The sequence below is a fragment of the Anaeromassilibacillus sp. 1001302B_160321_C8 genome (genome assembly GCF_015554745.1).
GTDB lineage: Bacteria > Bacillota > Clostridia > Oscillospirales > Acutalibacteraceae > Anaeromassilibacillus > Anaeromassilibacillus stercoravium.
The window spans coordinates 22,868-47,856 of record NZ_JADNJD010000001.1 but is presented as its reverse complement, the minus strand read 5'-3'; the positions used below and the strand labels follow the sequence as shown (position 1 = coordinate 47,856).

At 56.0% G+C, this 24,989-nt stretch carries 25 protein-coding genes; 8 read left to right on the top strand and 17 right to left on the bottom strand.

Annotated features, from left to right (window positions below):
- Positions 1-116: 116 nt before the first annotated feature.
- The gene (locus tag I2E77_RS00220) at positions 117-341 is read right to left on the bottom strand and encodes a heavy-metal-associated domain-containing protein (protein WP_087229734.1); all 225 of its coding nucleotides are present in this window, start codon (positions 339-341) and stop codon (positions 117-119) included.
- Positions 342-761: 420 nt separating this feature from the next.
- Here I2E77_RS00220 and I2E77_RS00215 point away from each other — a divergent pair, with 420 nt between their 5' ends.
- From I2E77_RS00215 to I2E77_RS00195, 5 genes are all read left to right on the top strand, one after another.
- The gene (locus tag I2E77_RS00215) at positions 762-1,898 is read left to right on the top strand and encodes an LCP family protein (RefSeq protein WP_195450385.1); all 1,137 of its coding nucleotides are present in this window, start codon (positions 762-764) and stop codon (positions 1,896-1,898) included.
- Positions 1,899-2,159: 261 nt separating this feature from the next.
- Positions 2,160-4,091 carry a methionine--tRNA ligase gene (gene metG / locus I2E77_RS00210; protein WP_087229728.1) on the top strand — a complete coding sequence of 644 codons (1,932 nt, stop codon included), beginning with the start codon at positions 2,160-2,162 and terminating at the stop codon, positions 4,089-4,091.
- Between the two features lie 15 nt (positions 4,092-4,106).
- Complete coding sequence (locus I2E77_RS00205) at positions 4,107-4,895, top strand: TatD family hydrolase (protein ID WP_195450384.1); 789 nt, start codon at positions 4,107-4,109, stop codon at positions 4,893-4,895.
- Complete coding sequence (locus tag I2E77_RS00200) at positions 4,892-5,551, top strand: TatD family nuclease-associated radical SAM protein (RefSeq protein ID WP_195450383.1); 660 nt, start codon at positions 4,892-4,894, stop codon at positions 5,549-5,551. The genes I2E77_RS00205 and I2E77_RS00200 overlap by 4 nt, the downstream gene beginning before the upstream one ends.
- 145 nt (positions 5,552-5,696) lie before the next feature.
- A complete protein-coding gene (locus I2E77_RS00195; RefSeq protein ID WP_087229720.1) occupies positions 5,697-6,032 on the top strand; it encodes an LPS biosynthesis protein in 336 nt (111 codons plus the stop codon).
- A 74-nt stretch (positions 6,033-6,106) separates the two neighbouring features.
- Here the strand turns inward: I2E77_RS00195 and I2E77_RS00190 are convergent, their stop codons facing one another.
- Positions 6,107-8,518 carry a SpoIIE family protein phosphatase gene (locus I2E77_RS00190; protein ID WP_243252477.1) on the bottom strand — a complete coding sequence of 804 codons (2,412 nt, stop codon included), beginning with the start codon at positions 8,516-8,518 and terminating at the stop codon, positions 6,107-6,109.
- Positions 8,519-8,867: 349 nt separating this feature from the next.
- On the opposite strand from I2E77_RS00190, the gene I2E77_RS00185 reads away from it, so the two are divergent.
- Both I2E77_RS00185 and trpS read left to right on the top strand, forming a co-directional pair.
- Complete coding sequence (locus I2E77_RS00185) at positions 8,868-10,058, top strand: aminotransferase-like domain-containing protein (protein ID WP_195450382.1); 1,191 nt, start codon at positions 8,868-8,870, stop codon at positions 10,056-10,058.
- Between the two features lie 14 nt (positions 10,059-10,072).
- Entirely contained in the window at positions 10,073-11,080 is a 1,008-nt protein-coding gene (gene trpS, locus I2E77_RS00180) for a tryptophan--tRNA ligase (protein ID WP_195450381.1), read from the top strand.
- A gap of 153 nt (positions 11,081-11,233) precedes the next feature.
- Here the strand turns inward: trpS and I2E77_RS00175 are convergent, their stop codons facing one another.
- The 3 genes from I2E77_RS00175 to I2E77_RS00165 form a co-directional block, all read right to left on the bottom strand.
- On the bottom strand, positions 11,234-11,881 hold the full coding sequence (locus I2E77_RS00175) for a hypothetical protein (protein ID WP_191395442.1): 648 nt from the start codon (positions 11,879-11,881) through the stop codon (positions 11,234-11,236).
- 81 nt (positions 11,882-11,962) lie between these two features.
- Positions 11,963-12,985 (bottom strand): ATP--guanido phosphotransferase, encoded by a 1,023-nt coding sequence (locus I2E77_RS00170; protein ID WP_195450380.1) that lies wholly within the window; start codon positions 12,983-12,985, stop codon positions 11,963-11,965.
- On the bottom strand, positions 12,978-13,346 hold the full coding sequence (locus I2E77_RS00165; protein WP_195450379.1) for a UvrB/UvrC motif-containing protein: 369 nt from the start codon (positions 13,344-13,346) through the stop codon (positions 12,978-12,980). The genes I2E77_RS00170 and I2E77_RS00165 overlap by 8 nt, the downstream gene beginning before the upstream one ends.
- Positions 13,347-13,543: 197 nt before the next feature.
- Between I2E77_RS00165 and I2E77_RS00160 the strand changes: the two genes are divergently transcribed.
- Positions 13,544-13,702, top strand: a complete 159-nt coding sequence (locus I2E77_RS00160) for a hypothetical protein (RefSeq protein WP_172749505.1) — start codon at positions 13,544-13,546, stop codon at positions 13,700-13,702.
- Positions 13,703-13,766: 64 nt separating this feature from the next.
- On the opposite strand, the gene I2E77_RS00155 is transcribed toward I2E77_RS00160, so the two are convergent.
- The 12 genes from I2E77_RS00155 to I2E77_RS00100 form a co-directional block, all read right to left on the bottom strand.
- On the bottom strand, positions 13,767-14,024 hold the full coding sequence (locus I2E77_RS00155) for a TIGR03905 family TSCPD domain-containing protein (protein WP_191362746.1): 258 nt from the start codon (positions 14,022-14,024) through the stop codon (positions 13,767-13,769).
- 26 nt (positions 14,025-14,050) lie between these two features.
- Positions 14,051-14,881, bottom strand: a complete 831-nt coding sequence (locus I2E77_RS00150) for a PHP domain-containing protein (protein ID WP_087229701.1) — start codon at positions 14,879-14,881, stop codon at positions 14,051-14,053.
- 110 nt (positions 14,882-14,991) lie between these two features.
- Positions 14,992-15,798: an ABC transporter permease gene (locus tag I2E77_RS00145; RefSeq protein ID WP_191362748.1), complete on the bottom strand. Its 807-nt coding sequence runs from the start codon at positions 15,796-15,798 to the stop codon at positions 14,992-14,994.
- Positions 15,782-16,741 (bottom strand): ABC transporter ATP-binding protein, encoded by a 960-nt coding sequence (locus I2E77_RS00140; protein ID WP_191448340.1) that lies wholly within the window; start codon positions 16,739-16,741, stop codon positions 15,782-15,784. Before I2E77_RS00140 ends, I2E77_RS00145 begins: the two co-directional genes overlap by 17 nt.
- 169 nt (positions 16,742-16,910) lie before the next feature.
- Entirely contained in the window at positions 16,911-18,362 is a 1,452-nt protein-coding gene (locus tag I2E77_RS00135; RefSeq protein ID WP_087229692.1) for a 4Fe-4S dicluster domain-containing protein, read from the bottom strand.
- A 284-nt stretch (positions 18,363-18,646) separates the two neighbouring features.
- On the bottom strand, positions 18,647-19,825 hold the full coding sequence (locus tag I2E77_RS00130) for a SpoIIE family protein phosphatase (protein ID WP_087229689.1): 1,179 nt from the start codon (positions 19,823-19,825) through the stop codon (positions 18,647-18,649).
- A gap of 41 nt (positions 19,826-19,866) precedes the next feature.
- Positions 19,867-21,573: a [Fe-Fe] hydrogenase large subunit C-terminal domain-containing protein gene (locus I2E77_RS00125; RefSeq protein WP_191448341.1), complete on the bottom strand. Its 1,707-nt coding sequence runs from the start codon at positions 21,571-21,573 to the stop codon at positions 19,867-19,869.
- Between the two features lie 57 nt (positions 21,574-21,630).
- Positions 21,631-21,879: a (2Fe-2S) ferredoxin domain-containing protein gene (locus I2E77_RS00120; RefSeq protein WP_195450378.1), complete on the bottom strand. Its 249-nt coding sequence runs from the start codon at positions 21,877-21,879 to the stop codon at positions 21,631-21,633.
- A gap of 220 nt (positions 21,880-22,099) precedes the next feature.
- Entirely contained in the window at positions 22,100-22,600 is a 501-nt protein-coding gene (locus I2E77_RS00115) for a hypothetical protein (RefSeq protein ID WP_140400306.1), read from the bottom strand.
- A 66-nt stretch (positions 22,601-22,666) separates the two neighbouring features.
- Positions 22,667-23,422, bottom strand: coding sequence for a CPBP family intramembrane glutamic endopeptidase (locus I2E77_RS00110; RefSeq protein WP_195450377.1), 756 nt, complete (start codon positions 23,420-23,422; stop codon positions 22,667-22,669).
- A gap of 50 nt (positions 23,423-23,472) precedes the next feature.
- The gene (locus tag I2E77_RS00105) at positions 23,473-24,282 is read right to left on the bottom strand and encodes a hypothetical protein (RefSeq protein ID WP_191441536.1); all 810 of its coding nucleotides are present in this window, start codon (positions 24,280-24,282) and stop codon (positions 23,473-23,475) included.
- A complete protein-coding gene (locus I2E77_RS00100) occupies positions 24,276-24,974 on the bottom strand; it encodes an ABC transporter ATP-binding protein (RefSeq protein ID WP_087229671.1) in 699 nt (232 codons plus the stop codon). The genes I2E77_RS00105 and I2E77_RS00100 overlap by 7 nt, the downstream gene beginning before the upstream one ends.
- Between the last annotated feature and the right edge of the window lie 15 nt (positions 24,975-24,989).

Genomic DNA, 24,989 nt, shown 5'->3' with positions numbered 1-24,989 from the left:
ATTTTCGAAATCTACCGGAGTATAGTCGGACAAAAAGAGAAAACGATAAACGAAAAAAGATCCCGCCGGACATTCCTTCCAGCGGGATCTTTCAAATTTGAATCTGTTTGCCTCTATCAATCGCCGACCTGATAACCGGCGTCGCTGACCACGTTGGAAATGCCGGACAGGTCGATTTTCGACTCGTCATAGGCAACCTGGGCGGTTTTTGTTGCAAAACTCACCTTTGCCTTTTCGATCCCATCCGCCTTCAAAAGCGCATTCTCCAAGTTGGCCGCGCAATGCTCACACTTCATCCCAAGGACCGACAGCGTGGCTTCCTTTGTCGCTTTTCCTACCATTACAAACCCTCCTTTTCCTTCTGCAATCTCACAGGAACGCCATCAATAAGGCGGAACCTGCAATCAACAGTGCGCATCCCAATGCCACAATCCGAATGAAAAGCTTCCGCGTATCTGCGCGGCTTTTTTTCTTCCCCGTTGTCCGCATGGCGTTTTCCTCCTGTTCCATGATAATGAGTTGCTATAGCATTTTATTATACCCGTTGTTCTTTCAAAATTTGTTACGATATTCTGAATTCTAAGTTAAAATGCCTGTAAAAAAGCAAGACCTGTCCAAGGAAAGAAATTCCACCCGCCCAGAAATGATTGACATGCCATGCCGAATGCAATAGAATAGAGCGAGGATGCCAAATTGGGCCCTTTTGATTTGTATTCTTATTGATAAGGACAAGCCGTGTTAATTGGATGAGGAGTGACAAAATGGACAAACGAAATACGTATACGCGATCCGGTTCACGCGATATTTATTCCAGCAGCAAAGGGCCCCGGCAGTATCGAGGAGAAATCGACCGGTACAATTACGTTGACCGCGATATTTATTCCAGCAGCAATAAGCGGGCCGCTGTCAAGAGCGCCAAAAGCCGGAAAGCGGACCGCCGGCGCAAAAAGAAGCGTGGAGGGCACCGGGTCCTTGCCACAGTTTTTTCTGTAGCGCTTGTGCTTGTGCTGGGGGTCGTCGCGTATGCCGGCGTGATGGTGAGCCGTCCCAACCGTCCAGGGGTGGACACATCCCAATATGTGGAACAGCCCGAAGCCGCCCCCACATGGGATGTGATTTCCAAAGATGGGGTCACCAATATTCTATTGATCGGCGCGGACAATGGGGACGATGGGAACAGCCACCGTTCCGACACCACGATGTTGGTTTCCATCGACAACGGGACCAAAAAGCTCCGTCTGGTCTCCTTCCTGCGCGACCTCTATCTCGAAATCCCAACCGTCGGAAAGACCAAACTGAACGCCGCCTATGCCAACGGCGGCCCAGCTTTAACCATGCAGACCATTGAAAACAACTTCCGTGTGAATATCGACAAGTATGTCTCGGTAAATTTTGAAAATTTCGAAGCGATTATCGATAAGATGGGCGGCATCGATATCGATATGTCGGCCGAAGTCGCAGCCGAGGAAAACCGGAATATGGGCAGCAATTTGCACGAAGGCGTCAACCACCTGGATGGCCGCCTCGCCCTGTACTACGCCCGCATCCGTGCAACCGACAGCGATTTTGGGCGCACTGGCCGCCAACGCCAGGTTGTTGAAGCGATGATTGCCCGCATGAAGGAACTCAACCCTGTGGAATTCAGCAAATTGATGTATGACTACCTGCCCTATGTAGAAACCAACCTCAGCGACGGGGATCTGCTCGCCTTGGCTGCGATGGCCCCATCCATTATGAATTATGAGATGGAAACCATGGCCGTCCCCAATCCAAACGCCTATGAGGATCAGACGATCCAAGGCAGCGGCATGGTGCTTGTGCCCGACCTGCCGGAAAACTGCCGCCTGCTGCGGGAATTCCTCTATGGTACTAGTGGCACGGATAATGCCGGATTGTAATCTTTCCTCCGCTTATCGAAAATACGCTTCGAGAAAGGCAAGTCCCCTCGAAGCGTATTTTTTTTTGTGAATTGCCGTTAAAATCTTTCACATTCGACCTGTATTTCTTTATGCGATTGAAAACCCTCGTTAAAATGAGTATAATATGGATGTTATATCATGCAAGGCAACCTCTATATGGAGAATGTTTTTGCATATTTTCCCGGCCGATATAGTCATCGCGCGGGAAATGTGTAGACTGAACAGTAGGAGCGAAATGACATGGAGAGAAAAACGTTTTATATCACCACGCCAATTTACTATCCATCCGGTAAGGCGCATATCGGCCACAGCTATTGCACCGTGGCGAGCGACGCCATTGCCCGCTATAAGCGTCTTCAGGGATATGACGTGATGTTTTTGACCGGAACGGACGAGCATGGCCAGAAGATCGAATTAAAGGCTGCGGAAGCAGGCGTTACCCCAAAAGAATATGTGGATAAGATCGTCGCAGGCTTCCAGAGCCTCTGGAAACTTCTCAACATCAGCAACGACCGCTTCATCCGCACGACGGATGAATATCATATGCGCGCGGTCCAGAAAATTTTCCGTGCCCTCTATGAAAAAGGGGAAATTTATAAGGGCAAATACGAAGGCTGGTATTGCACCCCCTGCGAATCCTTCTGGACGGAGACTCAGCTCAAGGATGGCAAGTGCCCGGACTGCGGCCGCGAGGTCAAATGGGCGGAGGAAGAGGCCTATTTCTTCCGTCTTTCCAAATACGGCGACCGTCTCCTGAAGCTCTATGAGGAACGCCCGGAATTCATCCAGCCGGAAAGCCGCAAGAATGAGATGATCAATTTCATCAAACAAGGCTTGGATGACCTGTGCGTCACGCGCACCAGCTTTTCCTGGGGTATCCCCGTGGACTTTGACCCGGATCATGTGATCTATGTCTGGTTGGACGCGCTGACCAACTATATCACGGCATTAGGTTATAGCTCCGGCAACGACTTGATGTACCGCAAGTTCTGGCCGGCCGACGTCCATTTTGTCGGCAAGGAGATCGTGCGTTTCCACACCATCATTTGGCCTGCGATGTTGATGGCATTGGATCTGCCCCTTCCCAAACAGGTTTACGGCCACGGCTGGCTGCTGTTTGGCGACGGCACCAAGATGAGCAAGTCCAAGGGCAATGTGGTGGACCCGCTCATCCTTTGCGAGCGCTATGGCGTTGACGCCATCCGGTACTTCCTCTTGCGTGAAATCCCCTTTGGCGCGGACGGCGTCTTTACCAATGAGGCGCTCATCAACCGCATCAATTCCGACTTGGCGAACGACCTGGGCAACCTGCTCTCCCGCACCACGGCGATGGTGGAAAAATACTTCGGCGGCGCGCTTCCCCGCGAGCGCTGCGCTGCGGCGCCGGACGGCGAGCTGATCACGCTGGCTTCCATGCTGCGCGGCAAATGCGACGCCGCGATCGACAAGTATCAATTCTCCAACGCGCTGGGTGAGATCTGGAAGCTGATCGCCCGCGCCAATAAATACATCGACGAAACCATGCCGTGGGCTTTGGGCAAGGACGCTACGAAGCGCGCGCGCCTGGCGACCGTCTTGTACAACCTCTGTGAAACGCTGCGTATCATTTCGATTTTGATCGCTCCGTTCATGCCGGAAACCGCTCCGAAGATTCAGCAGCAGATCGGCGCTATTCCGGAAGTTCTCACCTACGAGTCCTCCTCCAAGTGGGGCTTGCTCCCGCCGACCGCCGTGGTCACCAAAGGGGAGACCCTGTTCCCGCGCATCGACGTGGAGAAGGAAATCGAAGAGTTGAACAAACTACTCCCCAATCGCGCAGAGCCCGAGAAAAAGCACATTGAGGGCTTAGCACAAATTGGGATCGACACATTCGAGAAAGTGGAGCTGCGCGTGGCAAAGGTCAAGGCTTGCGAGCCGATCAAACGCGCAAAGAAGCTCCTGAAGCTCACACTGGACGACGGCGAAGGGGAGCGCGTGGTCGCTTCCGGCATTGCCGCCTGGTACAAGCCGGAGGATCTGATCGGACGCAGCGTGATTTTGGTGGCAAACCTCAAGCCGGCTACGCTCTGCGGCGTGGAAAGCCAGGGCATGATCTTGGCCGCGGACGAGAGCGAGGACAGCGTCCGGGTGATCTTTGTGGATGGCGTCCCGGCCGGCTCCCGCATCCATTGATGAGGGATTCTATGTATGGAACGTCTGATTTTTGATTCACACGCACATTACGACGACGAGGCATTTGACCAAGACCGCGGGGAGATTCTTCGGAATCTCCCCGCGCAGGGTATATGCCGGATTGTCAACGTGGGCGCGGATTTGCAGGGCTGCCGCGACGCCGTGGCGTTGGCGGCAGCATATCCCTATATCTATGCAGGGGTGGGAATCCACCCTGAATGTGTAAACGACACCCCTGACGAGGCATTGAACGAAGTGGGAACCCTTTTGGACGCGCCCAAGGTCGTCGCAGTCGGTGAGATCGGCTTGGATTATCACTTTGAAGACAACGCGCCCCGCGAGGTCCAGCGGGAATGGTTTGCCAAGCAGCTCGCACTCGCCAACCGCAGAGGGTTTCCCGTCATTGTCCACGACCGAGATGCACACGGGGACACGATGGAATTGCTGTGCAAATACCGTCCCAAGGGGGTTGTCCATTGCTTTTCCGGCAGCGTGGAGATGATGCGCGAAGTGGTCCGCCTGGGGATGTACATCGGGCTGGGCGGCGCGGTCACGTTCAAAAATGCGCGCGTGCCGGTGGAGGTCGCCGCGGCGGTCCCGCTGGACCACCTTCTGCTGGAGACCGACGCGCCCTATATGGCGCCCGTCCCCTGCCGCGGAAAGCGCTGCGACTCCTCCATGATCGCCAAAACTGCGGAACGCATTGCGGAGATCCGCCAGATGCCCGTGGAAGAGCTGCTCAAAGCAACGCAGCAGAATGCGTCACGCCTGTTTGGAATTCCTTTGGAGGAGGCTTCCGTATGAGCGATTTCTATGACAATATCGCCTATGTATTGGGGCACACCCTATATTTAAACATCACAAACCGCTGCCCGTGCGCCTGCGACTTCTGCATCCGCACCCACAGCAAAAGCGTCGGAACCGGGGACAACTTATGGCTGGAGCGCGAACCGACACAGACGGAGATCATGGCCGCTCTTGCCCAGCACGATCTCAGCCAATACCGCGAACTGGTCTTTTGCGGCTACGGCGAACCGACCTGCCGCCTCGACGACCTTCTTTGGGTTTGCAATAAAGTCCGCGGCATCCGGGACATCTCCATCCGGGTCAATACCAACGGCCTGTCCGACCTCATCAACGGCCGGAGTACGGCAAAGTCCTTCCAAGGCTTGGTGGACGCCGTTTCGGTCAGCCTGAATGCTTCCACCCCGGAGAAATACGTAGAGCTTTGCCATCCCAAATACGGTCTGGATGCCTTGCCCGCCATCTTAACCTTCACAAAAGACGTGGTACAATATGTGCCGGAGGTCGATATGACGGTGGTGGACAACGGGACCCCCAAGGAGGAACTCGCCGCCTGCGAAGCGCTCTGCAAGCAGACAGGGGCGCATTTCCGTGTGCGGCGCTATATCACCACCTATGAGGAGGAAGCAAAGAAGCCCGATCCACAGATTTCTTAAAATGCTTCTCTGGAACTCCTTTTCCTCAAGATGCGCGTGTCCTTTCCAAAAGAGAGCGCCTCTTTTCAAGGGACAACCGTCCTGCGGTTCTGAAACAAGTTTGATCTTAGGGCGCCGATTTATATTTGCAAAAGGGGATGACAAGATGAAAATCGAGGGAAATCAAAAAGAATTGGACGCTATGGCTGAATTTCACAAGGGCAACCGGCAAGAGGGCTTAAAATTGCAGGAAGAATTTGCGGCGGAATTCCGGGAGGAATACAAAGACAAAGACCATTGTCCTTGCCAGAAGGCCTGCCGCTACCATGGGAATTGCAAAGAATGTGTGGCCATCCACCGGGCACACCAGGAGCATGTCCCCAATTGTATGCGGCCGATTCTCAACCAGAAGATTAAACTGCTGTCCGAATTGACGGAACACACGATTGCAAAGGAAATCGAGCCGCCCCATGAGGTTTTGCGCAAAGAATTTCAAGAATAAACTCCATGCGGATGGGTTTTAAAAAGAGCTGTAGGAAAGGTTCCCTACAGCTCTTTTTCTCTATTTAAATCTTTTTACCCGGCCTTTTCTTCGTCCTCGTCCTTGGGGATTGGCTGGGGTGTGGTCATGCGCAGCACCAGGACTGTCACATCGTCGTCGTGGCCGTCCGAACGCCTTGCCACCGCTTCCGCCACCAGTTCCTCCGCGAGATCCTGCGGCGAAAGGCCCTGCCACTGTTCCACCGTCTCGCACAGCCAATCGTCCCCGGCGGCGAGCGCGCCGTCGCTCAGCAGGACCACCAGGTCGCCGTCCCTGAGCACCGCGTCCGCCTTTGCAAAATGGGCGTCGTTTAAAATGCCGACCGGCAGCGAAGGGGCGTCGATGCGTTTGGCTTGTCCATCCTGCCGCAGGATCGTAACCGGCGCGCCCGCCTTGCGCAGCTCGACGCATCCGCTGAACAGATCCAAGACCGCCACATCGATCGTCGCAAGGGACTCGTCCCCGCTTTTAACCACCAAAGCGGAATTGACGATTTTTAATGCGGTATCAAATCCGATGCCGGCCTTTACGAGCTGCGAGAAGATGCCGCTCGCCATCGCGCCATCCACCGCAGCCCGTCCGCCCGATCCCATCCCATCGCTGATAATCGCCACTTGACGGCCGCTGCCGTCGTTGAAGCATGCGTAACTATCCCCGCAGAGCTGACCGTCCCCGCACACATGCTGGTAACATCCGGTCTGTACACGGTACACCGGACGCTCGCTCATCTGCATCCGGCATTTCCCCTGCGCCGTGCTGATACAGGGCGTCTCAAACAGCCGGCCACACGCGCGGGAAATCTCCTTCACCACCGCGCCGCGGTTCAGACGCATCCGCTCCACCTGCATGGCCTCAATCTCAATCGACATGCGGTTGAATTGATCCACCCGGCAGCTCACCTCGATGGGTGTCACACCGGCGGCCCGCAGGACCTCTGAAACCTGCTGCGCAGCGGCGAAATCAAAGCGTTCAAAGAGCTCCATTTCGCTGGCCATGTCCTCCAGCATCCGGCTGGTGGTTGTAAACTGATTGGCCACCATATTGCGCACCTGCGCGATGCGGCCCTCCGCCGCCTGGCGCACAGTAAACGCCTCGTAATTCCGGTTCACGCATTCCACCATATCGTTTAAACGGCTGCAATGCGTTGCAAAATGCGGGCTGAAATCTGTGCGGTCGATCCGCCCGCGCGTGCGCAGGCGGGCCGTCAAGTCGTTAAAGGCGTTCATGCTGTCGCCATAATTGCGCTCCCAGCAGTAAATCTTGAGCCCACATCCCATGCACACTTCGTCGATCGCCTTTTTATACACGCCGTTGATGTCCGGTGCACACGCTGCGCCAAGCTTCCGGCTGACCTCCTCCACCGACTCGGACACGCCGCCCAATGCCTTTGCCGCATAGTCCAGCTTCATGATGACGGAGCGGCGCAGGCCGTCCGACCGGGAATGGTCGTCCCCGCTGGAGAACAGCCCCACCAGTTTGCTTCCCATTCCCTTGGGGAGCGCGATATAGAGGACAGACGCCGCCATGACTTCATATAGCCCGCTGATCACGGCAGCCTGGTTTCCCACCTGGAGTGACGCGACGCCGTTCGCCACAACAAATGCCGCAGCCGAGGCCAGCCGCCCGACGGGGGAAAACACGCCCGCCATCAGCCCTCCCAGCGCATATGCGCCGGAGACATAATTCAGCCCCGTCGTCCCCAGGCTGAACAGGGTCCCCGCTGCGATTCCGGCGATGCCCCCGCCCGCTACGCCCCCATAGCGTGCGGCGAACAAAATCCCCAATACGGCCGCAATATGCCCCAGTGAGATGCTGCCGATGGTCAGATCGGCAAAGGCCAGCAGCAGGATTCCCAAGGACAGGAGCGTGCATGCAATCTCCTGCCCACTCAGCCCCGAGGCACTCCGGCGGGAACCAAGCGCTGTGCCCGCATGCGCAAAAAAGTAGGCTGCGCCGCCCGCCAGAAGCGATTCCGCCACATACATCGCCGTCCCCGAGGGCGTGGATCCATTTACAAACGCCAACGCCATCCCGGTGCAGAGCATGGGCAAAAAGGCTGTCATGGGGGCAAAGGCAGGATGCTGGCGCACGCGCACCAGGTCGTTCATCGTCCAACGGATGGCGGCGGCGGCGAGAATGGCCGCAATGTAATGGACGGGCACCGATACCTGCGACGGCAAAAGATACCCAACCGCGCATCCCAACACGGTGCTCCACATGGAATGGTACGGCATGGCGGCCACCGCTGCCACGCCAAAGGGGGCATATTTTCCAAACACCACACCGCGCGCGCACAGCAACCCTACAACAAAGAACACCGCCTGCCGTGCAACGGCCCGCATCCCCGGCAAAAGGGCCGCCAGCCAGTTTTCCAAGTCCACACGCCGGTTGGAGATTGGCGGGGCCTGTCCCTCCGGGACCTGCGCTGCTACTTTTTCCTTTGCCATTCCCATCGCTCTCCTTCTATGATTTCGTGCTTGTCCACCTTTTAGGGCGGACATGCATCCAGGCATCGAAAAGGGTTTACGGGAACATTATACAATAAGTATATGGAAAGTTTTGTCATAACTTCGTGTAATATTTTGGAAGCTCCGGTCGCAGTTTCCCTGATGCAAGCCGCCTTCCTCCTGCAAGCTATCCTCCAGAAACAAAACCATTTCCAAATCTTCCCCTCTTTTCGCACGTTTCGGCCCCCTTTCGAGCATCTTTCAACGCCTATGCCCCGCCCACGCTGGACGTTATGCGCAAAATGTGGTAAACTGAATATGAATTTATTAAACGAAAGGAACTTGCGTCATGGAATACAAAATTTCCGACCGCGTGCAGACCCTCAAGCCGTCTGCGATTCGCGAAATCTTTAAGTATGCGGCGGACCCGACCGTGGTTTCCCTCTCTGCCGGCAACCCCGCCCCGGAAGCGTTCCCCGTCAAAGAGGTCGCTGAAATCTCCGCCCGCATTATGGCAGAGCGCCCGGTGGACGTGTTGCAGTATGGATTGACCGAGGGATACCTCCCGTTGCGCCAACACCTGACCGCTTATATGAAAGAAAAGCACCAAGTTGGCCGCGACTTTGACGACATCCTCATCACCTCCGGCGCGCAGCAGGTGATGGACCTCACCACAAAATCCCTGTGCAACGAGGGGGATGTGGTGATCTGCGAGGCCCCGAGCTTCATCGGCTCCCTGAATACCTTCCGCTCCTACAACGCCCGTTTGCGCGGCGTTCCCATGGAGAGCGACGGCATGGATATGAACGAGCTGGAACGCGCCCTCAAAGAGGAGCCCCGCGCCAAATTCATCTATACCATCCCGAACTTCCAGAACCCCTCGGGTATCACCATGAGCCTGGAGAAGCGCAAACAGCTCTATGCATTGGCAAAGCAGTACGGCGTGATGATCCTGGAGGACAACCCCTATGGCGACATCCGCATCAAGGGCGAGTACATCCCGTGCATCAAGTCCATGGACGAGGACGGCATTGTGATCTATGTGGGCACCTTCAGCAAGGTGATCTCCCCCGGCATGCGTGTCGGATACGCCATTGCGCCGAAACCGCTCCTACAAAAGCTGGTGGTCTGCAAGCAGGGTGCGGACGTCCACACCAATATGTGGAGCCAGATCATCTGCCATGAATTCATGACCAAATACGACTATGAGGCGCACCTTGCCCACCTGCGCGAGCTTTACCGTGTAAAATCCGCACTGGCGCTGCGCAAGATGGACGAATGCCTTGTCCCGAATAAAATCACCTACAACCCGTTTGAAGGCGGCCTCTTCATGTGGTGCACGCTGCCGGACGGGGTCGATATGCCCGCGTTCTGCAAGGAAGCGGTTTTGCGCAAGGTCTGCGTCGTCCCGGGCAATGCGTTCCTGACCGACGAGAACGAACCCTGCCAGAGCTTCCGCATCAACTATTCGACGCCGACCGACGAGCAGCTTGTCCGAGGCATTGAACTCCTCGGCCAGCTGGCCAAGGACGTCCTGTAAGGAGGGTGCTTCCCATGGAAAATCAAACGGCCGAACGCAAAAAGATCATATTCAGCGCGATCCAACCCAGCGGCACCATCACCCTGGGCAACTACCTCGGCGCGCTGAAAAACTGGGTCGCTTTGCAGGACGACTTCGACTGTATCTTTGCCCTGGCGGACCTGCACACCATCACCGTGCGGCAGGAGCCGGCAAAATTCCGCCGCAACATCCTGGAGGCCTACGCCCTGTTACTGGCCTGCGGGATCGACGTAAACAAGAGCCTGTTCTTCATGCAGAGCCATGTCCATACGCATGCGGAATTGGCGTGGATTCTGAACTGTTACACCCAGTTTGGCGAGCTCTCCCGCATGACGCAGTTTAAGGATAAATCCGCCAAACACGCGGACAACATCAATGCGGGCCTGTTCACCTATCCGGCGCTGATGGCTGCGGATATCCTCCTTTATCAAGCGGACCTGGTCCCGGTCGGTGCGGATCAGAAGCAGCATTTGGAGCTGACCCGCAACATTGCGGAGCGCTTCAACGGCCTGTACAGCCCCACCTTCGTGGTGCCGGATGCGTACATTCCGAAGAACGGCGCGCGGATTATGTCCCTGCAGGATCCGACCAAGAAGATGAGCAAGTCCGACGAAAACGCCAACGGCTGCATCGCGCTGTTGGATAAGCCGGAGGACATCATGCGCAAATTCAAGCGCGCGGTGACGGACAGCGACGCCTGCGTGCGCTATGCCGAGGGCAAGGACGGTGTAAACAACCTGATGGGGATTTATTCCGCAGTCACCGGCCGTTCCTTCGACGAGATCGAACGCGAATTCGAAGGCAAGGGCTACGGCGATTTCAAGACCGCTGTCGGAGAAGCCGTTGTGGAGCATCTGCGCCCCATCCAGGAGCGTTATGCCGACTACAGCAAAAACAAGGATTATCTGGAACAGTGTTATCGCGCGAGCGCGGAAAAGGCGTTGGCCATCTCCCTCCGCACCCTGCGCAAAGTGATGAAAAAGATCGGTTATATCCTTTAAGAAGGATGGATCCCCCTGCCCACAGCCACTGTGGGCGGCGGCAAGGAACTCGTCCCCGCTAAAAAGAGGTCTCTGTTTCTTTCAACAAAAAAGCGTTGGTACTATGGATTTCTCCGTAGTACCAACGCTTTTTTACATTTGAACTGCTCAAGATCACTTGGCTTCTAATTTCAAAATATGCGCGTTTAACAATTCTTGGAACGTAGCATTGCGGCCCGCCGCGCCCCATCTGCCGGGACGGTCCACCGGCGTATAATAGCGGCTTTTCTTTTGTTGCCGCAGGAACGCCAACGCCTCCTCTTTCCGTCCCCGCTGGGCCATCCCATCTGCCGCCTTGATTGCATACATAGCCTGAGATGGTTCCAAACGGTATGCCTCCAAATAGTGCGAAATTGCAGCCTCCAATTTGCCGAGATGTTCCTCCGCAGCCGCAAGATCGGACACAATGCAGGCCCGGTTTGCCGCTGCTTGATTAATCAAAATTCCTTCTTCCTCAACAGTTCGCTGCGGTAGCCCCTTCCAACCGTCTGTGGACAGATAGGCAGTTGCATAGCGCTCCGTCTCTTCTGCATACGGGCCCCCTAGGAAACTATAGGCACGCGCTGTCAAATAAAGCTGTTCTGGTGTAGTGGGGGTTTTGCAGAGCTCGATTACTTTTAATAGCACCTTGGACCGGTCTCCCAACTGTTTCGCCAGCGCCCTGGCTTCCTCCTCTTGTTCATATGGGTGCGGGACAGGCCCTCCCACTAGGTCGAACAGTGCAGCGGCCAACTCTGTTTGATGAATGGATGGATGTGTCATAACGTCCCCTTCTTTCCAAAATTGGACATCCTAGTTCTATCATTTATGCGGTATCCTTCGCAGAACCATTCCGTCCTCTCTTTATCCAAGGACACGCTGCACCACTTCTGCGCGCAGGCCGTCCCGCTGGGATTGGCTCAACCGCCGGCCGCAGGCCAACGTCAGGGTTGCAGGCTGCAATTCCATCAGCAGGGCGTCGATCTTTTCCACACCAACGCCGGAAATCAGCCCAGCTGCAATTCCCAAACGTACACGGTACAGCAGGTCTGGAAGCTCCTGTTCCCCCAACATCTTCGCACTTTGCAGGACTCCAAGCGCCCGGCTTACGGCGTCCTGCATCTCCAGCTTTTCCGCCAGGGAAAGGCGCGCTGTGCGCTCCTGCACCAAAAGCTGCTGCGCAATACTCTTGAGGTTGCGCAGGGCCTCTTCCTCGTTCAGCCCCAAGGTCAACCGGTTGGAGAGCAGGTGCCGCGAGGTCTGTTCCTCTTCGTTGGATGGGTCGAAGGGTTCCTCCTCCAACACAAGGCCCAGCTTCGCCAATCCCGCCGCAATCCGACCGATCGAACCGCTTTCATGCAGCGCCGGGAGGTGCAGCAATACGGAGGCCCGCATTCCTGTGCCTAAGTTCGCGGGGTCTTGCGTCAAATAGCCGAGCTTCGGGTCAAAGGCAAAGTGCAACTCTTTATCCAAGATGGTGTCCAAATGGTCTGCCTCTGCATAGGCGCTTTCCAGCTCCATCCCGGCCCGGAACACCTGGATGCGCAGATGGTCCTCGCCGTTAACCAACAAGGAAAGGCTCTCGTCTTGGGTGACCAGGAGCCCGCCCATGCGATCCGCAGGAAAGTCCGGCTGGACAAGGCGTCGTTCCGCCAAGGAAAGGCCGTCGGTCCGGCCGATGTCCTCCATGCGCCAATAGGCGAACTGATGCCCCACCGCAGCGTTTTCGTTGGTCGCCGCCTCATAGATCATCTGCTCCACCTGCTGCCGTCCGGCGGCATTCATCCGCTTCGGATACGGATACCCCGGCAAACTGCGCGCCAGGCGGACGCGCGTGCTGATGACAACGTCGTTTTGCTCTCCCGCCTCCTGATACCACTTATGCATGGTGGCCGCCTCCTTCTTCCAACGCCTTGATCTGATCGCGCAATGCGGCTGCGTACTCAAAATTCTGTGTGTCGATTGCCTCCCGCAGCGCGCGCCTCTTCACAACCAACTGGCTGCTTTGACGCGGCTGCGGCAGGTTTGCCCCCGGCACCTTCCCGCGATGCACTGCTTCCCCGTGGATGCGCTCGATCACCGGCTTTAACCGGTCGGAGAAGGTGTGGTAACACTCCGCACAGCCGGCCCGGCCGCTGCGGACAATGTCGTCAAAAGAGGCGCCGCACACAGGGCAGTGGACGTCTACCACAACCCGCACATGGGCCGGTACCCTTTTTTTTGCTTCTTCCTGACGATGTGGCGTCATAAAACATTCCTCCAATCAACAGGGTCTATATCCCTTGCGTGCAGTTGTACCCCCTGGTTCCGCACGCCCGTTCTTCATCTATATACATCTGTACACAGGAATATTTATCGGAGAATCCTCCCGCGCCGATTTTGGTTGTAACACCTTTTGGCCTCCCGCAATATACTATACTGTAATTCGAAAGGAGGCAAACAATTATGTGTAACAACAACTTCTTAGGTGGCTGCGGATGCTCTTGGATCATCATCCTCATCATCATTCTCCTGTGCTGCTGCGGCGGTAACGGCTATGGCTACTCCAACAACAACGGTTGTGGCTGCGGCTGCGACAACGGCTGTGGCAACAGCTGCTGCTAATTTCCGCGCGAAAAGGGGCTGCAACCTGCAGCCCCTTTTCCCCCTGTCCCAATGGGACAGGCCCTCATTTTTTTTGCTGCTCTTTCGCCTGCGTCAGGGCATTGGCCAATTGATCCGGGCACGAGGTCGGCTTAAAGCCGCACCGGATGCCCTTGCACCGTGCGATGACATCGTCCACCTTCATTCCTGCGATCAAGGAACAAATCCCCTTCAAATTCCCATTGCAGCCGCCGGTAAATTTGGCCGATTTTACAACGTCTCCATCCAGCTCGAGCAAAATCTCCGACGAACAGACGCCGCGCGTCTTATAACGATATTCCATCCTGTATTTCCTCCTATATGGGTCTTCTATTCCACCCGCAATTTTTTCAGCAGGGTAAGCTGATCGTCCGGTGTGGTGCAGGTTCCCAAGGGATGCGTCACTTTGCTGTACATCCCATGGAAGTCCGTGCCCCCGGTCATAATCAGATGGTATTGCGTGGCAATCTGCATAAACCGCTCCGCATCGCCCTCGCGGTTGCGTGTATGCCAGACCTCCACGCCCTCGATTTCATGGTCGCGCGCCAGCTGCTCCAATAGGTCGTAGCTGTCGTAAATCCCCGGGTGCGCCAACACCGCGATCCCGCCCGCATCGTGAATCTGGGCGATGACGTCATGCACATCCGGGTACTCCGTCTTACAATAGGCAAAGCCGGTCCGCGGGCGGAATAATTTTTCATAGACGGCCCCATAAAAGGAATCCGCATAGCCCGCGTCAATCAATGCGTGCATAATATGTTGCTTAAAAATATTGCTGCTCCCATGGGCACGCTGTACCACCATATCCATGGTAATGGGATACAGCCGCATCACCTTTTGCAGGGACACGCTCACGGATCTCCGGCGGTTGTCCCCAATTTTTTTACAAAGTCCCTCTAACCGGTGCACGCGGACATTCCCATAACATAAAACATGCGCTTTCCGGCCGGTCGCCGGGTCCATGCAGGAAAACTCCGCCCCCGGCAGCACCTCCATCCCGATCCGGTCCCCATAACTCTTGGCGCGCAGCGCCCCTGAAAAGGTATCGTGGTCCGTCACGGCGATCGCAGAAAGCCCGGATCGCTTTGCCAACTGCACCAGCTCGTCAATCCCCACGGAACCGTCGGACATCTTTGTATGACAATGCAAATCTGCTGGCACACAATCACCCCATCCATTCAGCCAGCGGTTCTTAACCCCATAAAATCTTTGTAAATCGTTCCATTCTTATTATAAGCGATTCCGTCCGATAAAACAAGCAGCACACTTTTTCAATCTTCCAAGGGCGCGTTTAAAAATTTTTCGGGCAGGAAGGTGCGCCGGTCGTAGATCCAGAGGAAAAGGTCGCACAGCCACACAACCGCTGCTGCCAGCAATAAGACCGTAGCATTTACGCGGAACAACCCGGTAAACGGGGCGATGTACAACAGAAGAAAGGGCAGCGCAACATAGGCGACGGTCTGGAAGGACTCGATACGGCTGCTGGTCCGGTTGAACGCAAACACCATAAACACCGCCCCAAACACCATCAAGCCCGGAGAAAGCAACAAAATGATCACCAGCCAGGACCAATTCAAAAAGAAGGACATCCCCAGCATAATATCCCCGACGGAGGCAACGATTGTAAACGCGCCAAAGGAGATGGCGGTGGTTACGAACGATAAAGACAGGCAGCACGCCAGTTTCGCGCGGAAGATCTGGCGCACCCGCAGCGGCGTGAGCAACAGCGTTTCAATGGTCCTGCGCTCTTTTTCCCCTGCAAAAATGCAGGATGCAGAGACCGCGGACGCCATCAACGGGACCATCAGGAAAAACAAAGGAAACAGCGTATTGGTTAGGAGATAGAACAATCCCTGCTGCGCGTTATAATGCTGTAAATGGGAAGGCAGGAGCGAAAGCATCTCCTGGATTCCAGCGGCTTGTTCCAACGGCACCAGGCAGACCGCCGCGAGGAAAAGCGCTGGCACCACAACCACCAGCCCAATGGGGACGGCAATCAAGGTGGCGCGCGCCATCTTGGAACTCCAAATTTCCAGAAAGTCCTTGCGGATCAGTGCATGTTCAGCCAGCGTGAGCATCGGCCGTTCCCTCCTTTCCCGGGTGCTGTTCCAACGTCCGTTTATAAACGTCCTCCAAGGTCGGCTCAACCAGCCGGGCCTCCAAAACGTCATAGCCGTGTTCCACAATGCTCCGCAACAGGCGGGGCATCTCCTCCTCATCGCGCAATTCCGCGCGCCACCAGCCGTTGTGTTCCAACAGACCGGTGGCCAGGGTCTCATCCGGCCGGAACCCTTCCAGGCTTTCCCCTCCGCTCAGCCGGAATTCCGCATGCGCCCGGCATCCGGCCGCTTCCCGAAGGGACTGGAAATCGCCGGAGGCAACCAGCTCCCCGCCCTCCAAAATACCATACGCGGTGCAAATGCTCTGCGCATAGTGCATCATGGAGGTACCGAGCAGGACCGTCGTGTCTTCGCGCGCGGCGAATTGGCTCACCAGGGCATGCAATGCATGCGCCGATTCGTAGTCCAGGCCGCTCGTGGGTTCATCCAGCAGCAGGACGCTGGGATAGTTGACCAAAGCGCGCGCCAGGGAGAGCTTTTGCAGCATTCCGGTGGAGTATTCCGATACGGGCCTCTCCCGTTCCTCCCAAAGCTCCAGATCCTTCATCAATTCCGATACCCGGCGCTCGGCGGCTTTTTCCGCCATGCCCGCCGCCTGTGCGAAAAACAGCAAATTCTGCTGGCCCGTCATATGGGCGTATGGCCGGGCGCTTGCAAGCATCACACCGCACACGGCATGGACGGCCGCCGGGTCCTTTGCCGGGGAACACCCCAGCACGCTGCATTCGCCGCTGGTCGGCTTTGTGAGCCCGCAGAGCATGCGGATCACCGTTGTCTTCCCTGCTCCCTGCGCCCCCAAAAGCCCAAACACGCCCCCCTGTGGGACATGGAGGGTCAAATCCCGCACTGCTTGGACTTCGCCATATGTCTTTGTGAGCTGTACTGCTGTGACTGCTTCCAAGCCGCAGCCCCCTTTCTCCAATCCATCTTGAACATCCGTATAAAAGATAAGGGGCGTGAACCACGCCCCTTCTTGATGGGCGCAAGCGCCCCTATCCTCAATTTACCCCAATTTGCATCTGCTCATGCAGACGCCGCTGCCCTTCCAAAATCTTTTCCCTGGTAGAGGATCACACATTGTGTGGAACCACCATATTGATCTTGGAGAAGTCGTGAATCTCTTCAATGTTCTCCTTGATGCCGCGCTTATCGGCGGTTGCCAACAGCTTGGCGCGGTTCTTCAAAAGCTTCTGCATGGATTCCACGCCGCCGGGACCCGCTACGCAGCCGCCTTCGCACGCCATGCCCTCCACGATGTCCTCCTGGAGGCGGTTGGCATTCATAATCATCAAGGTCTTCTTGCATTCCTTCGCGCCGTTGCACTTGATGCAGGAGAACGGCATCTCGAAGTTTTCATCGTCCAGAACCGCTGCGACGGATGCAGCTACGCCGCCGCTCTGTGCAAAGCCCTTGCCCAGACGGCTGCCATCCTGCTCGTTTTCCGCAGCCTCGTGTACGTCGATCCCCTTGGCCTCAAAGAGCGCTGCCAGCTCCTCAAAGGTGATGACATAATCCGCCGTGTCCTCCACCTTCTTGGCTTCCAGCTTCTTTGCAATGCACGGCCCGATGAAGACCACCGTGGCGCCCGGATTGTTCGCTTTGATGTAGCGGGAAACCAGGGTCATCGGGGAACCGGTCGTGGAAATATTGGGAATCAGCTTCGGGAAATGCTTTTCAATCATCTCCACAAAGGCCGGGCAGCAGGAAGTGGTCATCTTGCGGTTGGATTCCACCGCTTCCTTCAGCTCCTGTGCTTCATGCCATGCCGTGGCGTCTGCGCCGAGGGAAACCTCGACGACATCCGTAAAGCCCAGCTTGCGGATCGCCGCCTTGAGCTGGCCGACATTTGCGTCGCCAAAGTGGCCCTCGATTGCCGGGGCAAAGGTGGCAACGACCGGCTCGCCGCTCTTGAGGGCCTCAATCACCGCGACAATGTTCGAACGGTCCGTGATCGCGCCGAACGGGCAGCCGACCACGCAGGCGCCACAGCTGATGCAGCGGCTGTAATCGATAGAAGCGCGGTTGTAGTCGTCCTTGCTGATCGCATTGACCGGGCACGCGCGGATGCAGGGACGCATGGTATCGGAAATCGCGTTGTACGGGCAGGCCGCCGCACAGCGTCCGCACTCTTTACATTTGGCCGGGTCGATGTATGCGCCCTTGCCGGTGATGGAAATCGCGCCAAAGGGACAGGCCGCCTGGCATTTTTTCGCCAGACATTTCTGGCAGTTATCTGTAACCGTAAAGCGGCTGATCGGACAGCCCTCGCAGGCAGCCGGCAAAACGCCGACAATGCCCCGTTCATCCTGGCCCGGAAGACTGACCCCCTGTGCAGAGGTGATACGCTCGCGGATAATCTCCCGCTCGCGGTAGATACAGCAGCGGAAAGTAGGCACGGGGCCAGGGATAATGTCATACGGAATCTCCTGGATATGCTTATCCAATGTTCCCTCAAAGGTATACTTCGCTACCTGGGTGAGCACTTGATATTTTAGTTGTTTCGCGTCATTATCGTATTGCATGCTTCTATCCTCGCTTTTCGAAATTACACCTGCTCCCTCAATTGGCGTTTTGGAAAACGCAGATCAGACATAGGGGACAAGCTGACGGCATTCATCCTACGTCCTGGTCCCTCCGCAGGCCAAGAGGCTCCATTCTTCCTTCGTCTAAAAGGGCTGTGACAAAAGGCGCCAAAAAGGGCTTACAAGCCCATGCTTTCGGGTACTTTGCCTTTTTTTTAACAATCCTTTTCTATCATCTTAAATCATTTCTCTTGTCCTGGCAAGGGGTATCCTTAATTTCGTGATTAATAATAAACTTTTTCGACGTTCTTTCCCAATTTCTTGACGAGTTCGCACAGTTCGTCGATCAGTTTCATTTTAATACTCAAATCCGAAGGCAGCCCCGGGTTCTGGTGCGCCGGATTGATCGCCTTTCCGATGAAGACGTGCAGGTCCGTGCATTCTTCCAGGAGCATCTTCGCAATCATGGCAGCGCCGTTTTCTTCATCCAGCCGGTGGAAGTAGAAGGAATCGGCCTCTTTATTCAGATAGTCACGCAAAATATCGACCGTGCGGCTCAGGGTGAGCACGCCTTCGGTCACCAGGTCCACGCCTTCGATCTTGCCCGTGGGCGGGATCGTCGGGTCGACATAATTGATTGAGGTTTCAATTTTCCGGTTGAGGACGCGCGCCACAATGTTCGCGCTGGTGCCGCCGCAGACCACCTTTTTCCCGTAGGAGGTGATAAAATCATGCACCATACGGTTGTCGTCCTCTTTGTTGACCGGCGGGCCGGAGAGCATATTGACCACGCTCTTCGGGGCGATACGGATCACCAGATCCGTCGAATCATCGCCGGGCTTGTCGAGATAGAGCTCGCGCACCGCCTCGGAAAGGGAAACCGCCAGGCGCGGCGCGGAGTTTTCCTTGGTGGAAGTTTTTGCCAGCCAGGACGATACGTTATCCCAGTTCCAGCCGAAGTTCAGCGCCTGGCCCACGCCGGCATAGATGACGCCGTCGCTGACGAGCGCAAGCACGTCGCCCGGCCGCACCGAAAACGTACACTCGGAGATCTGCTTGCCGCCGTACTCCTTCAGTTCGCTGCGCGACTCCAGATCGACCACTTTGCCGTTCCGCACAAAGATGCAGGGCGGGTTGTCAAACTCCACCAGATGGGCCGTGCCGTCGTCAAAAATTTGCAGCACGCTAAAGGTGGAATACGCCAGCTTCCGGACGCTGCACACCGGCAGCGTCTTTGCGATGGTCTCCACCACCTCGGCAATGCTGGCCCCTTCGTTCAGCATCGTCGATACAATGGTGCTGGTGAGCGTGGAAAGAATATTGGCCTTGACGCCGCTGCCGAGGCCGTCCGCCAGCACCGCGATGGTGGAATCGGGGGCGCGTATGATTTTCACTTTATCGCCGCAAAGTTCTTCCCCATATTTGTTGAGGCTCCGATATGCGGCATCCACATGCATTTTCATCCAATCATTCCTTTACAGCATAAATTCCGCATCGGAGGCGCTCAGTCCTCGTCGAACACGATCATATTTTTCAGCTTGGTCAGCGTGGCCTTGGTCTCCGCCGTGGTTTCACCCAACAGGCTCGCGATCTGCTGCGCTGCAACCATCTGCTTGTCGATGACCTTCTGCGCCATCTCCATTGTCTCCGCACGCAGTTTATACTGGCTCTCTATGTTGGCTTCTTCCTTGGTGATGTCCTTAAAGATGCCCATTGCGATGTTTTCCTTCGCAATGTATACGATGGTCTGTTCCATCGTAACGCCGTATTCTTTATAATGTACCTTCTTGTCGGTGATCGACTGCTTGCTGTCGAACACGAACTGGAAGTCCGAGCTGTCGATCAGCTCGTAGATGCACTTTTGCAGCGCCTCATGGCGGCTGATGCGGAACGTGCGCTCCGCCGCGGCGTTAAATTCGATGATATTCAAATCGCTGTCCACAATGATGGTGACGTTCGGCGTCTCCGAAAGCACGCAGTTGCTCAGGGACTCCGCACGCTCCTTCATGTACGGCATGCACATATGTAGCTCGGCCTTGCCCTGGTAAACGGCGATGGCCTTTGCGCGGCAGGTCGGGTAGCCGCAGGAGCCGCAGTTGAGTTCGTCCTCCGGGCCGTTCTTGCCGATCTTTGCCAGGATCGCGCGGATCGTCTCCTCGTCCGGGATGTCCTCTTTGCTGGAGCGGTCCACGAACTGCATCTGCATCGGGATGGTCTCCGGCAGGTTCGGATAGGACTCCGCATCCTCATATGCATAATCGCGGATCCGGACGCGGGAGGCAAAGCGGGAAACGGTATCCGTGCCGGAACCGGGGCCGTTGACGCAGCCGTCGCGGCACATGTTGATTTCAATGAAGCAGTGGTCGAGCTCGCCGCGTTCCATGGCGCGGCACAGGTCGATGCAGGCGCCGGAGCCGGAAACGGACAGGAGCTTCCAATCGCCGATGTCGCCCCTGGAGCGCAAGGATGCGAGGATACCCTCCTCGATCGGGTACATGCGCAGGATCTTCGAGCTCGGGTTGAGGAACGTCGCAGATTCGGCGTTGGCAAAGGAAATGTGCTCCTCCTTCAGCCAGGCGCCGAGCTCCTCAAAGGTCAGCACCGCGTCGATCTCGTTGTTGTGGCGGATGTCGGCGGCCTCGTCCTTCTTCGCAATGCAGGGGCCTGCAAACACGACGCGCGTCCCGGGGCCGTAGCTCTGCTTGAGCAGGCGGCCGTGCGCGATCATCGGGGAAACGACCGGCGCCATTTGGTCCACCAGGGACGGATAGTACAATTCAATCAAACGGTTGACGGACGGGCAGCAGGTCGAAATGATATTCTTCATGCTGTTCTCCTGCATGATGCGGTGGTACTCCGCCGTCACATACGCCGCGCCCTCCGCGGTCTCCGAAACGCCATAGAAACCGAGCGCCTTCATCGCACCCGCAAACTGATGGACATCTTCAAAATCAAAGCATCCATAGTACGACGGGGCAATCGAAAGGATGACCCGCTCGCCGCTCTTCATCATCTGCTTGACCAGGGCGACATCGCTCGCCACCGTCTTAGCGTTCTGCGGGCACTGCTCCAGGCAGGTGCCGCAGAGGATGCAGTCGCGGTCGATGATTTTCGCCTGTTCATTTTCTACCTTGATGGATTTGACCGGGCAAACCTTCACACATTTATAGCAGTTTTTGCAATTTGCTTTCTGCAAGCCAATAATACTCATTTGTCATCACCTATCCTACATACTTAGGGGGACTCCCCGTTGATACTCCTTGGAGCGTTACTTCTCCAGCCGTTTCATGACTTCGCGGTTAAAAAAGGCCTCTGTTTCCAGCGGGGTGACCTTAAAGCGTTCCCCGTCCAAACAGACGCAGACGCCGTTGTTGGTGCACTCCCCCATACAGAAGGAGCCCTTCAGGTCGATCTTATCTTCCAGATGGTTCATCGAAACCAGGCGTTGAAAGATGCTGATGACATCGCGGGATCCTTTCAGGTGGCAGGAACTGCCGATACAAATTGTTATTTCCATACTCTCATTTCCTCCTGGGGTGCTCCCCTGCTGCTTGTTTCACGCGGCAATCTTTCAAAAAGGCAAAAAAGTTCCGCCGCGTAATTTTGTCTATATTATAACATTTGGGTGGTTTTCTGACAAGAGAATTTATGCGAAATTTCATCATTTCCCCTGGAATCTGCAAAGGAAATGCATGGAAAAGGCGCGCCCGCTTTTCGCGGGCGCGCCCTCTGGGATTTTATTCTTCTGTCTCGTCCTCGCCGCTGCTTTCTTCGTCCTCCCCGGCTTCCTCATCGGACTCCCAGGCGAGGGATTCCAACAGGCGAAGCGCCTGGCGATGGGTCTTCTCCCGGGATTGGACCATGCGCTCCACCGCTTCGGCCTTCAGCCGGGCGGTCTCCGTGGCATTGTCCCCCTGCGGGATCTTTTCAATCGTGGTAAAGGCGTCTTTCAAATACGCCGTATCGTCTAAGATGCGGTCGATCCGTGCCAAAATATCCTGTGCGGAAATCTGCATATCGCTCATCGCTATATCCTCCAATGTTTCGACTGGCGGACACGCAAGGCGGATCCGGTCCGGGCCGACAAAGCGTGCCCTACCCTTTTTTACCAATTGTTTCGCCCGGCGCGGATAGGTGGATTCACAGCGATTCCCCCATCCGTCCTCCACAACAATGGTCCGTTCGATGGGTATCGTCCCCTCTCCGTGTGGGAAATGTACATGCCCTGTTTTTTGCAATGGGTGCCGTCCCCCATGTACCGCTTCCAGTATATCCCTTTCTGTGGAAAAATACAAGGGGCTGGATCAGCTGGCTTGGGCGCGCCGCCCCCGCCGGTGAAACAGGCCGCGGAACAGCGGAAAGGACAACAGGAGGAACAGCGGCGCGGCAATTTCTTGGGTCTCTGGGCAACAAAAACAGGTTGCAGCCAACAGGTTCCACATCCCGTGAAACCCGACACCCATCCAAATGCTTCCCGTGCAATATGTCAGATAATTCGCCAGGAGCCCAAACAAACACACAAACAGGAGCGCCGGGAAATCGTTCCCGCCTGCACACAAGCTGTGAGGCAACAGATAGACCGCCGCGGAGAGCAGGCTCCTCCTCCAAAAGGGCCACTCGCAGAACAAGTTCTGAAACAGGTATCCGCGGAAGAGCAGCTCCTCACAAAAGCCAACGATGAGATAGTGGGCCAGGCGGGGGATGCTGGCGCCCTGGAGCAGGGCGATCCAAACGTCATTTCGCTCCGTCAGAAGGAATGCAACCCACAGAATTCCAAGAAACCCAATCGCCGCCCAGAGCATCCCGAAGAAGAAATCGCCGGGATCGCAACGCCGCGCGGTGAGCCCCACCGCCCGGAGAGGCTTCTTTTCAAAGCCCAGCAGACAGACCAAAACCGGCAGCAGCACGGCCGCCAAAAACAACAGATCGCCATAGGCAGCAAAAAACCTGCCCGCCAGGAGGAGGGCTGCCGTCCCAAACAGCCCGACGGCCAGGCCGGTCGTGACCCCCAGCCGCGCCAGATTCAGCAAATAGCGCCGGACGTATATGGGACCGTGCATGTCGTTCCTCCTATCGTTTTGCGGGCAGGTTACTGCCAATTAACCCGAAGTTACTCCAAATTGAGCTTCTTTTTCAGCATCAGGCGGGTAATGATATAGTAGATTACACCGAACACCAGCGAGAAAACCAACCCCAAGAGCATGACCCCCTGGAAGAAGCCCATAGCCTGCTGCGGGGTGAAGGAGTCGCCCAACTCGTTGATTGTCGTTAGCCAATTCATAATCAGGGGCAGCATCACCAGGGATGCCGTCTGCATGACCACGTTAAAGCCCAGATAGACGCCGAGGCCCAAAATCAGCTTGTGGCGGGAACTGGTGCAGCCGATCACAACCGCCGCGTAAATCTGCAAGATCCCGGCGACCAGACCGATCAACATGGTCAGAAGCGTTATGGCGCAAACAGAAAATAGGTTGATCCCATACGTCGCGGCAAGCTTCTGGAGTTCTCCCACGCCAGTGACCAGGGCGCTCCAGATATCTTCATCGACCATCAGGAAAAACAGGGACAGCATGGCAATCAGGACGCTGAAGATGTTCCAAATCGTTGCGACAATCAGCTTGCTGAGGATGAGTCCGTCCTGCGATACCGGCAGGGTGAACATCAAATAGCCTTCGTCCGTCATAAAGTTCTTATAAAACCGCTGGACAGTCGCCACCATTGCAATTACAAAGATTGCAATCACAGCCACGATATAGAGCATCATGGCGAGTACCGACGGAATCTCCATGATCTCAGAATGGCTCACACTGAACTGCAGAGAAAACCGGTTGACCACCGTCAAGAGGACCAGAAGGGCAAAGAAGGGCAGATACAGGCGCGCCGTGCCCTTGAATTCGTATTTAATCAATTTGCCTAACATCTGAACACCTCCCGGAATAGTGCGTCCACGCTCTTGTCCTGCTTCTCACGAATGTCGTCCACCGAAGAGGTCAAAACGACGCTCCCTTGGTTGATAAAGATCACGTCGTCCAAAATCTGCTCCACATCCGAAATCAGGTGGGTGGAGATCAGGACCGTGGCATTTTCATTGTAATTGGCGATGATCGTATTCAAAATGTAATCGCGCGCCGCGGGGTCCACGCCGCCGATCGGCTCGTCGAGCAAATACAGCTGGGCCTCCCGGCTCATCACCAGGATCAGCTGCACCTTCTCCTTGGTGCCCTTGCTCATCGTCTTGATCCGCGCCTTGGTCTGGATATTCAGCCGCGCCAGCATGTCGCGCGCCTTTGCAATATTGAAATCCGCATAAAAATCGTTGAACAGATCCAGCATATCCTGCACTGTCATCCACTCCGTCAGGTAGGTGCGCTCCGGCAGATAGGAGACGATCTTCTTCGTCTCAATGCCCGGCTCCTTGCCATCCACCAAAATGGTGCCCTGCGTGGGGGTCAGCAGGCCGTTCGCCAGCTTAATCAAGGTGCTCTTCCCGCTGCCGTTCGGCCCCAACAGGCCAACGATCCGGCCCTTTGGCACGGTCAGGTCCACGTTGTTGAGCGCCAAGCAGTTCGGGAAGAATTTGACTAAGCCGCGGCACTCCAAAATGTTTTCCATGAATCATTCCTCCTT

Coding starts and splice junctions, on each gene's coding strand:
- I2E77_RS00220 (WP_087229734.1), bottom strand. CDS start 341: ATGGTAGGAAAAGCGACAAAGGAAGCCACGCTGTCGGTCCTTGGGATG.
- I2E77_RS00215 (WP_195450385.1), top strand. CDS start 762: ATGGACAAACGAAATACGTATACGCGATCCGGTTCACGCGATATTTAT.
- metG (WP_087229728.1), top strand. CDS start 2,160: ATGGAGAGAAAAACGTTTTATATCACCACGCCAATTTACTATCCATCC.
- I2E77_RS00205 (WP_195450384.1), top strand. CDS start 4,107: ATGGAACGTCTGATTTTTGATTCACACGCACATTACGACGACGAGGCA.
- I2E77_RS00200 (WP_195450383.1), top strand. CDS start 4,892: ATGAGCGATTTCTATGACAATATCGCCTATGTATTGGGGCACACCCTA.
- I2E77_RS00195 (WP_087229720.1), top strand. CDS start 5,697: ATGAAAATCGAGGGAAATCAAAAAGAATTGGACGCTATGGCTGAATTT.
- I2E77_RS00190 (WP_243252477.1), bottom strand. CDS start 8,518: ATGGCAAAGGAAAAAGTAGCAGCGCAGGTCCCGGAGGGACAGGCCCCG.
- I2E77_RS00185 (WP_195450382.1), top strand. CDS start 8,868: ATGGAATACAAAATTTCCGACCGCGTGCAGACCCTCAAGCCGTCTGCG.
- trpS (WP_195450381.1), top strand. CDS start 10,073: ATGGAAAATCAAACGGCCGAACGCAAAAAGATCATATTCAGCGCGATC.
- I2E77_RS00175 (WP_191395442.1), bottom strand. CDS start 11,881: ATGACACATCCATCCATTCATCAAACAGAGTTGGCCGCTGCACTGTTC.
- I2E77_RS00170 (WP_195450380.1), bottom strand. CDS start 12,985: ATGCATAAGTGGTATCAGGAGGCGGGAGAGCAAAACGACGTTGTCATC.
- I2E77_RS00165 (WP_195450379.1), bottom strand. CDS start 13,346: ATGACGCCACATCGTCAGGAAGAAGCAAAAAAAAGGGTACCGGCCCAT.
- I2E77_RS00160 (WP_172749505.1), top strand. CDS start 13,544: ATGTGTAACAACAACTTCTTAGGTGGCTGCGGATGCTCTTGGATCATC.
- I2E77_RS00155 (WP_191362746.1), bottom strand. CDS start 14,024: ATGGAATATCGTTATAAGACGCGCGGCGTCTGTTCGTCGGAGATTTTG.
- I2E77_RS00145 (WP_191362748.1), bottom strand. CDS start 15,798: ATGCTCACGCTGGCTGAACATGCACTGATCCGCAAGGACTTTCTGGAA.
- I2E77_RS00135 (WP_087229692.1), bottom strand. CDS start 18,362: ATGCAATACGATAATGACGCGAAACAACTAAAATATCAAGTGCTCACC.
- I2E77_RS00130 (WP_087229689.1), bottom strand. CDS start 19,825: ATGAAAATGCATGTGGATGCCGCATATCGGAGCCTCAACAAATATGGG.
- I2E77_RS00125 (WP_191448341.1), bottom strand. CDS start 21,573: ATGAGTATTATTGGCTTGCAGAAAGCAAATTGCAAAAACTGCTATAAA.
- I2E77_RS00120 (WP_195450378.1), bottom strand. CDS start 21,879: ATGGAAATAACAATTTGTATCGGCAGTTCCTGCCACCTGAAAGGATCC.
- I2E77_RS00110 (WP_195450377.1), bottom strand. CDS start 23,422: ATGCACGGTCCCATATACGTCCGGCGCTATTTGCTGAATCTGGCGCGG.
- I2E77_RS00105 (WP_191441536.1), bottom strand. CDS start 24,282: ATGTTAGGCAAATTGATTAAATACGAATTCAAGGGCACGGCGCGCCTG.
- I2E77_RS00100 (WP_087229671.1), bottom strand. CDS start 24,974: ATGGAAAACATTTTGGAGTGCCGCGGCTTAGTCAAATTCTTCCCGAAC.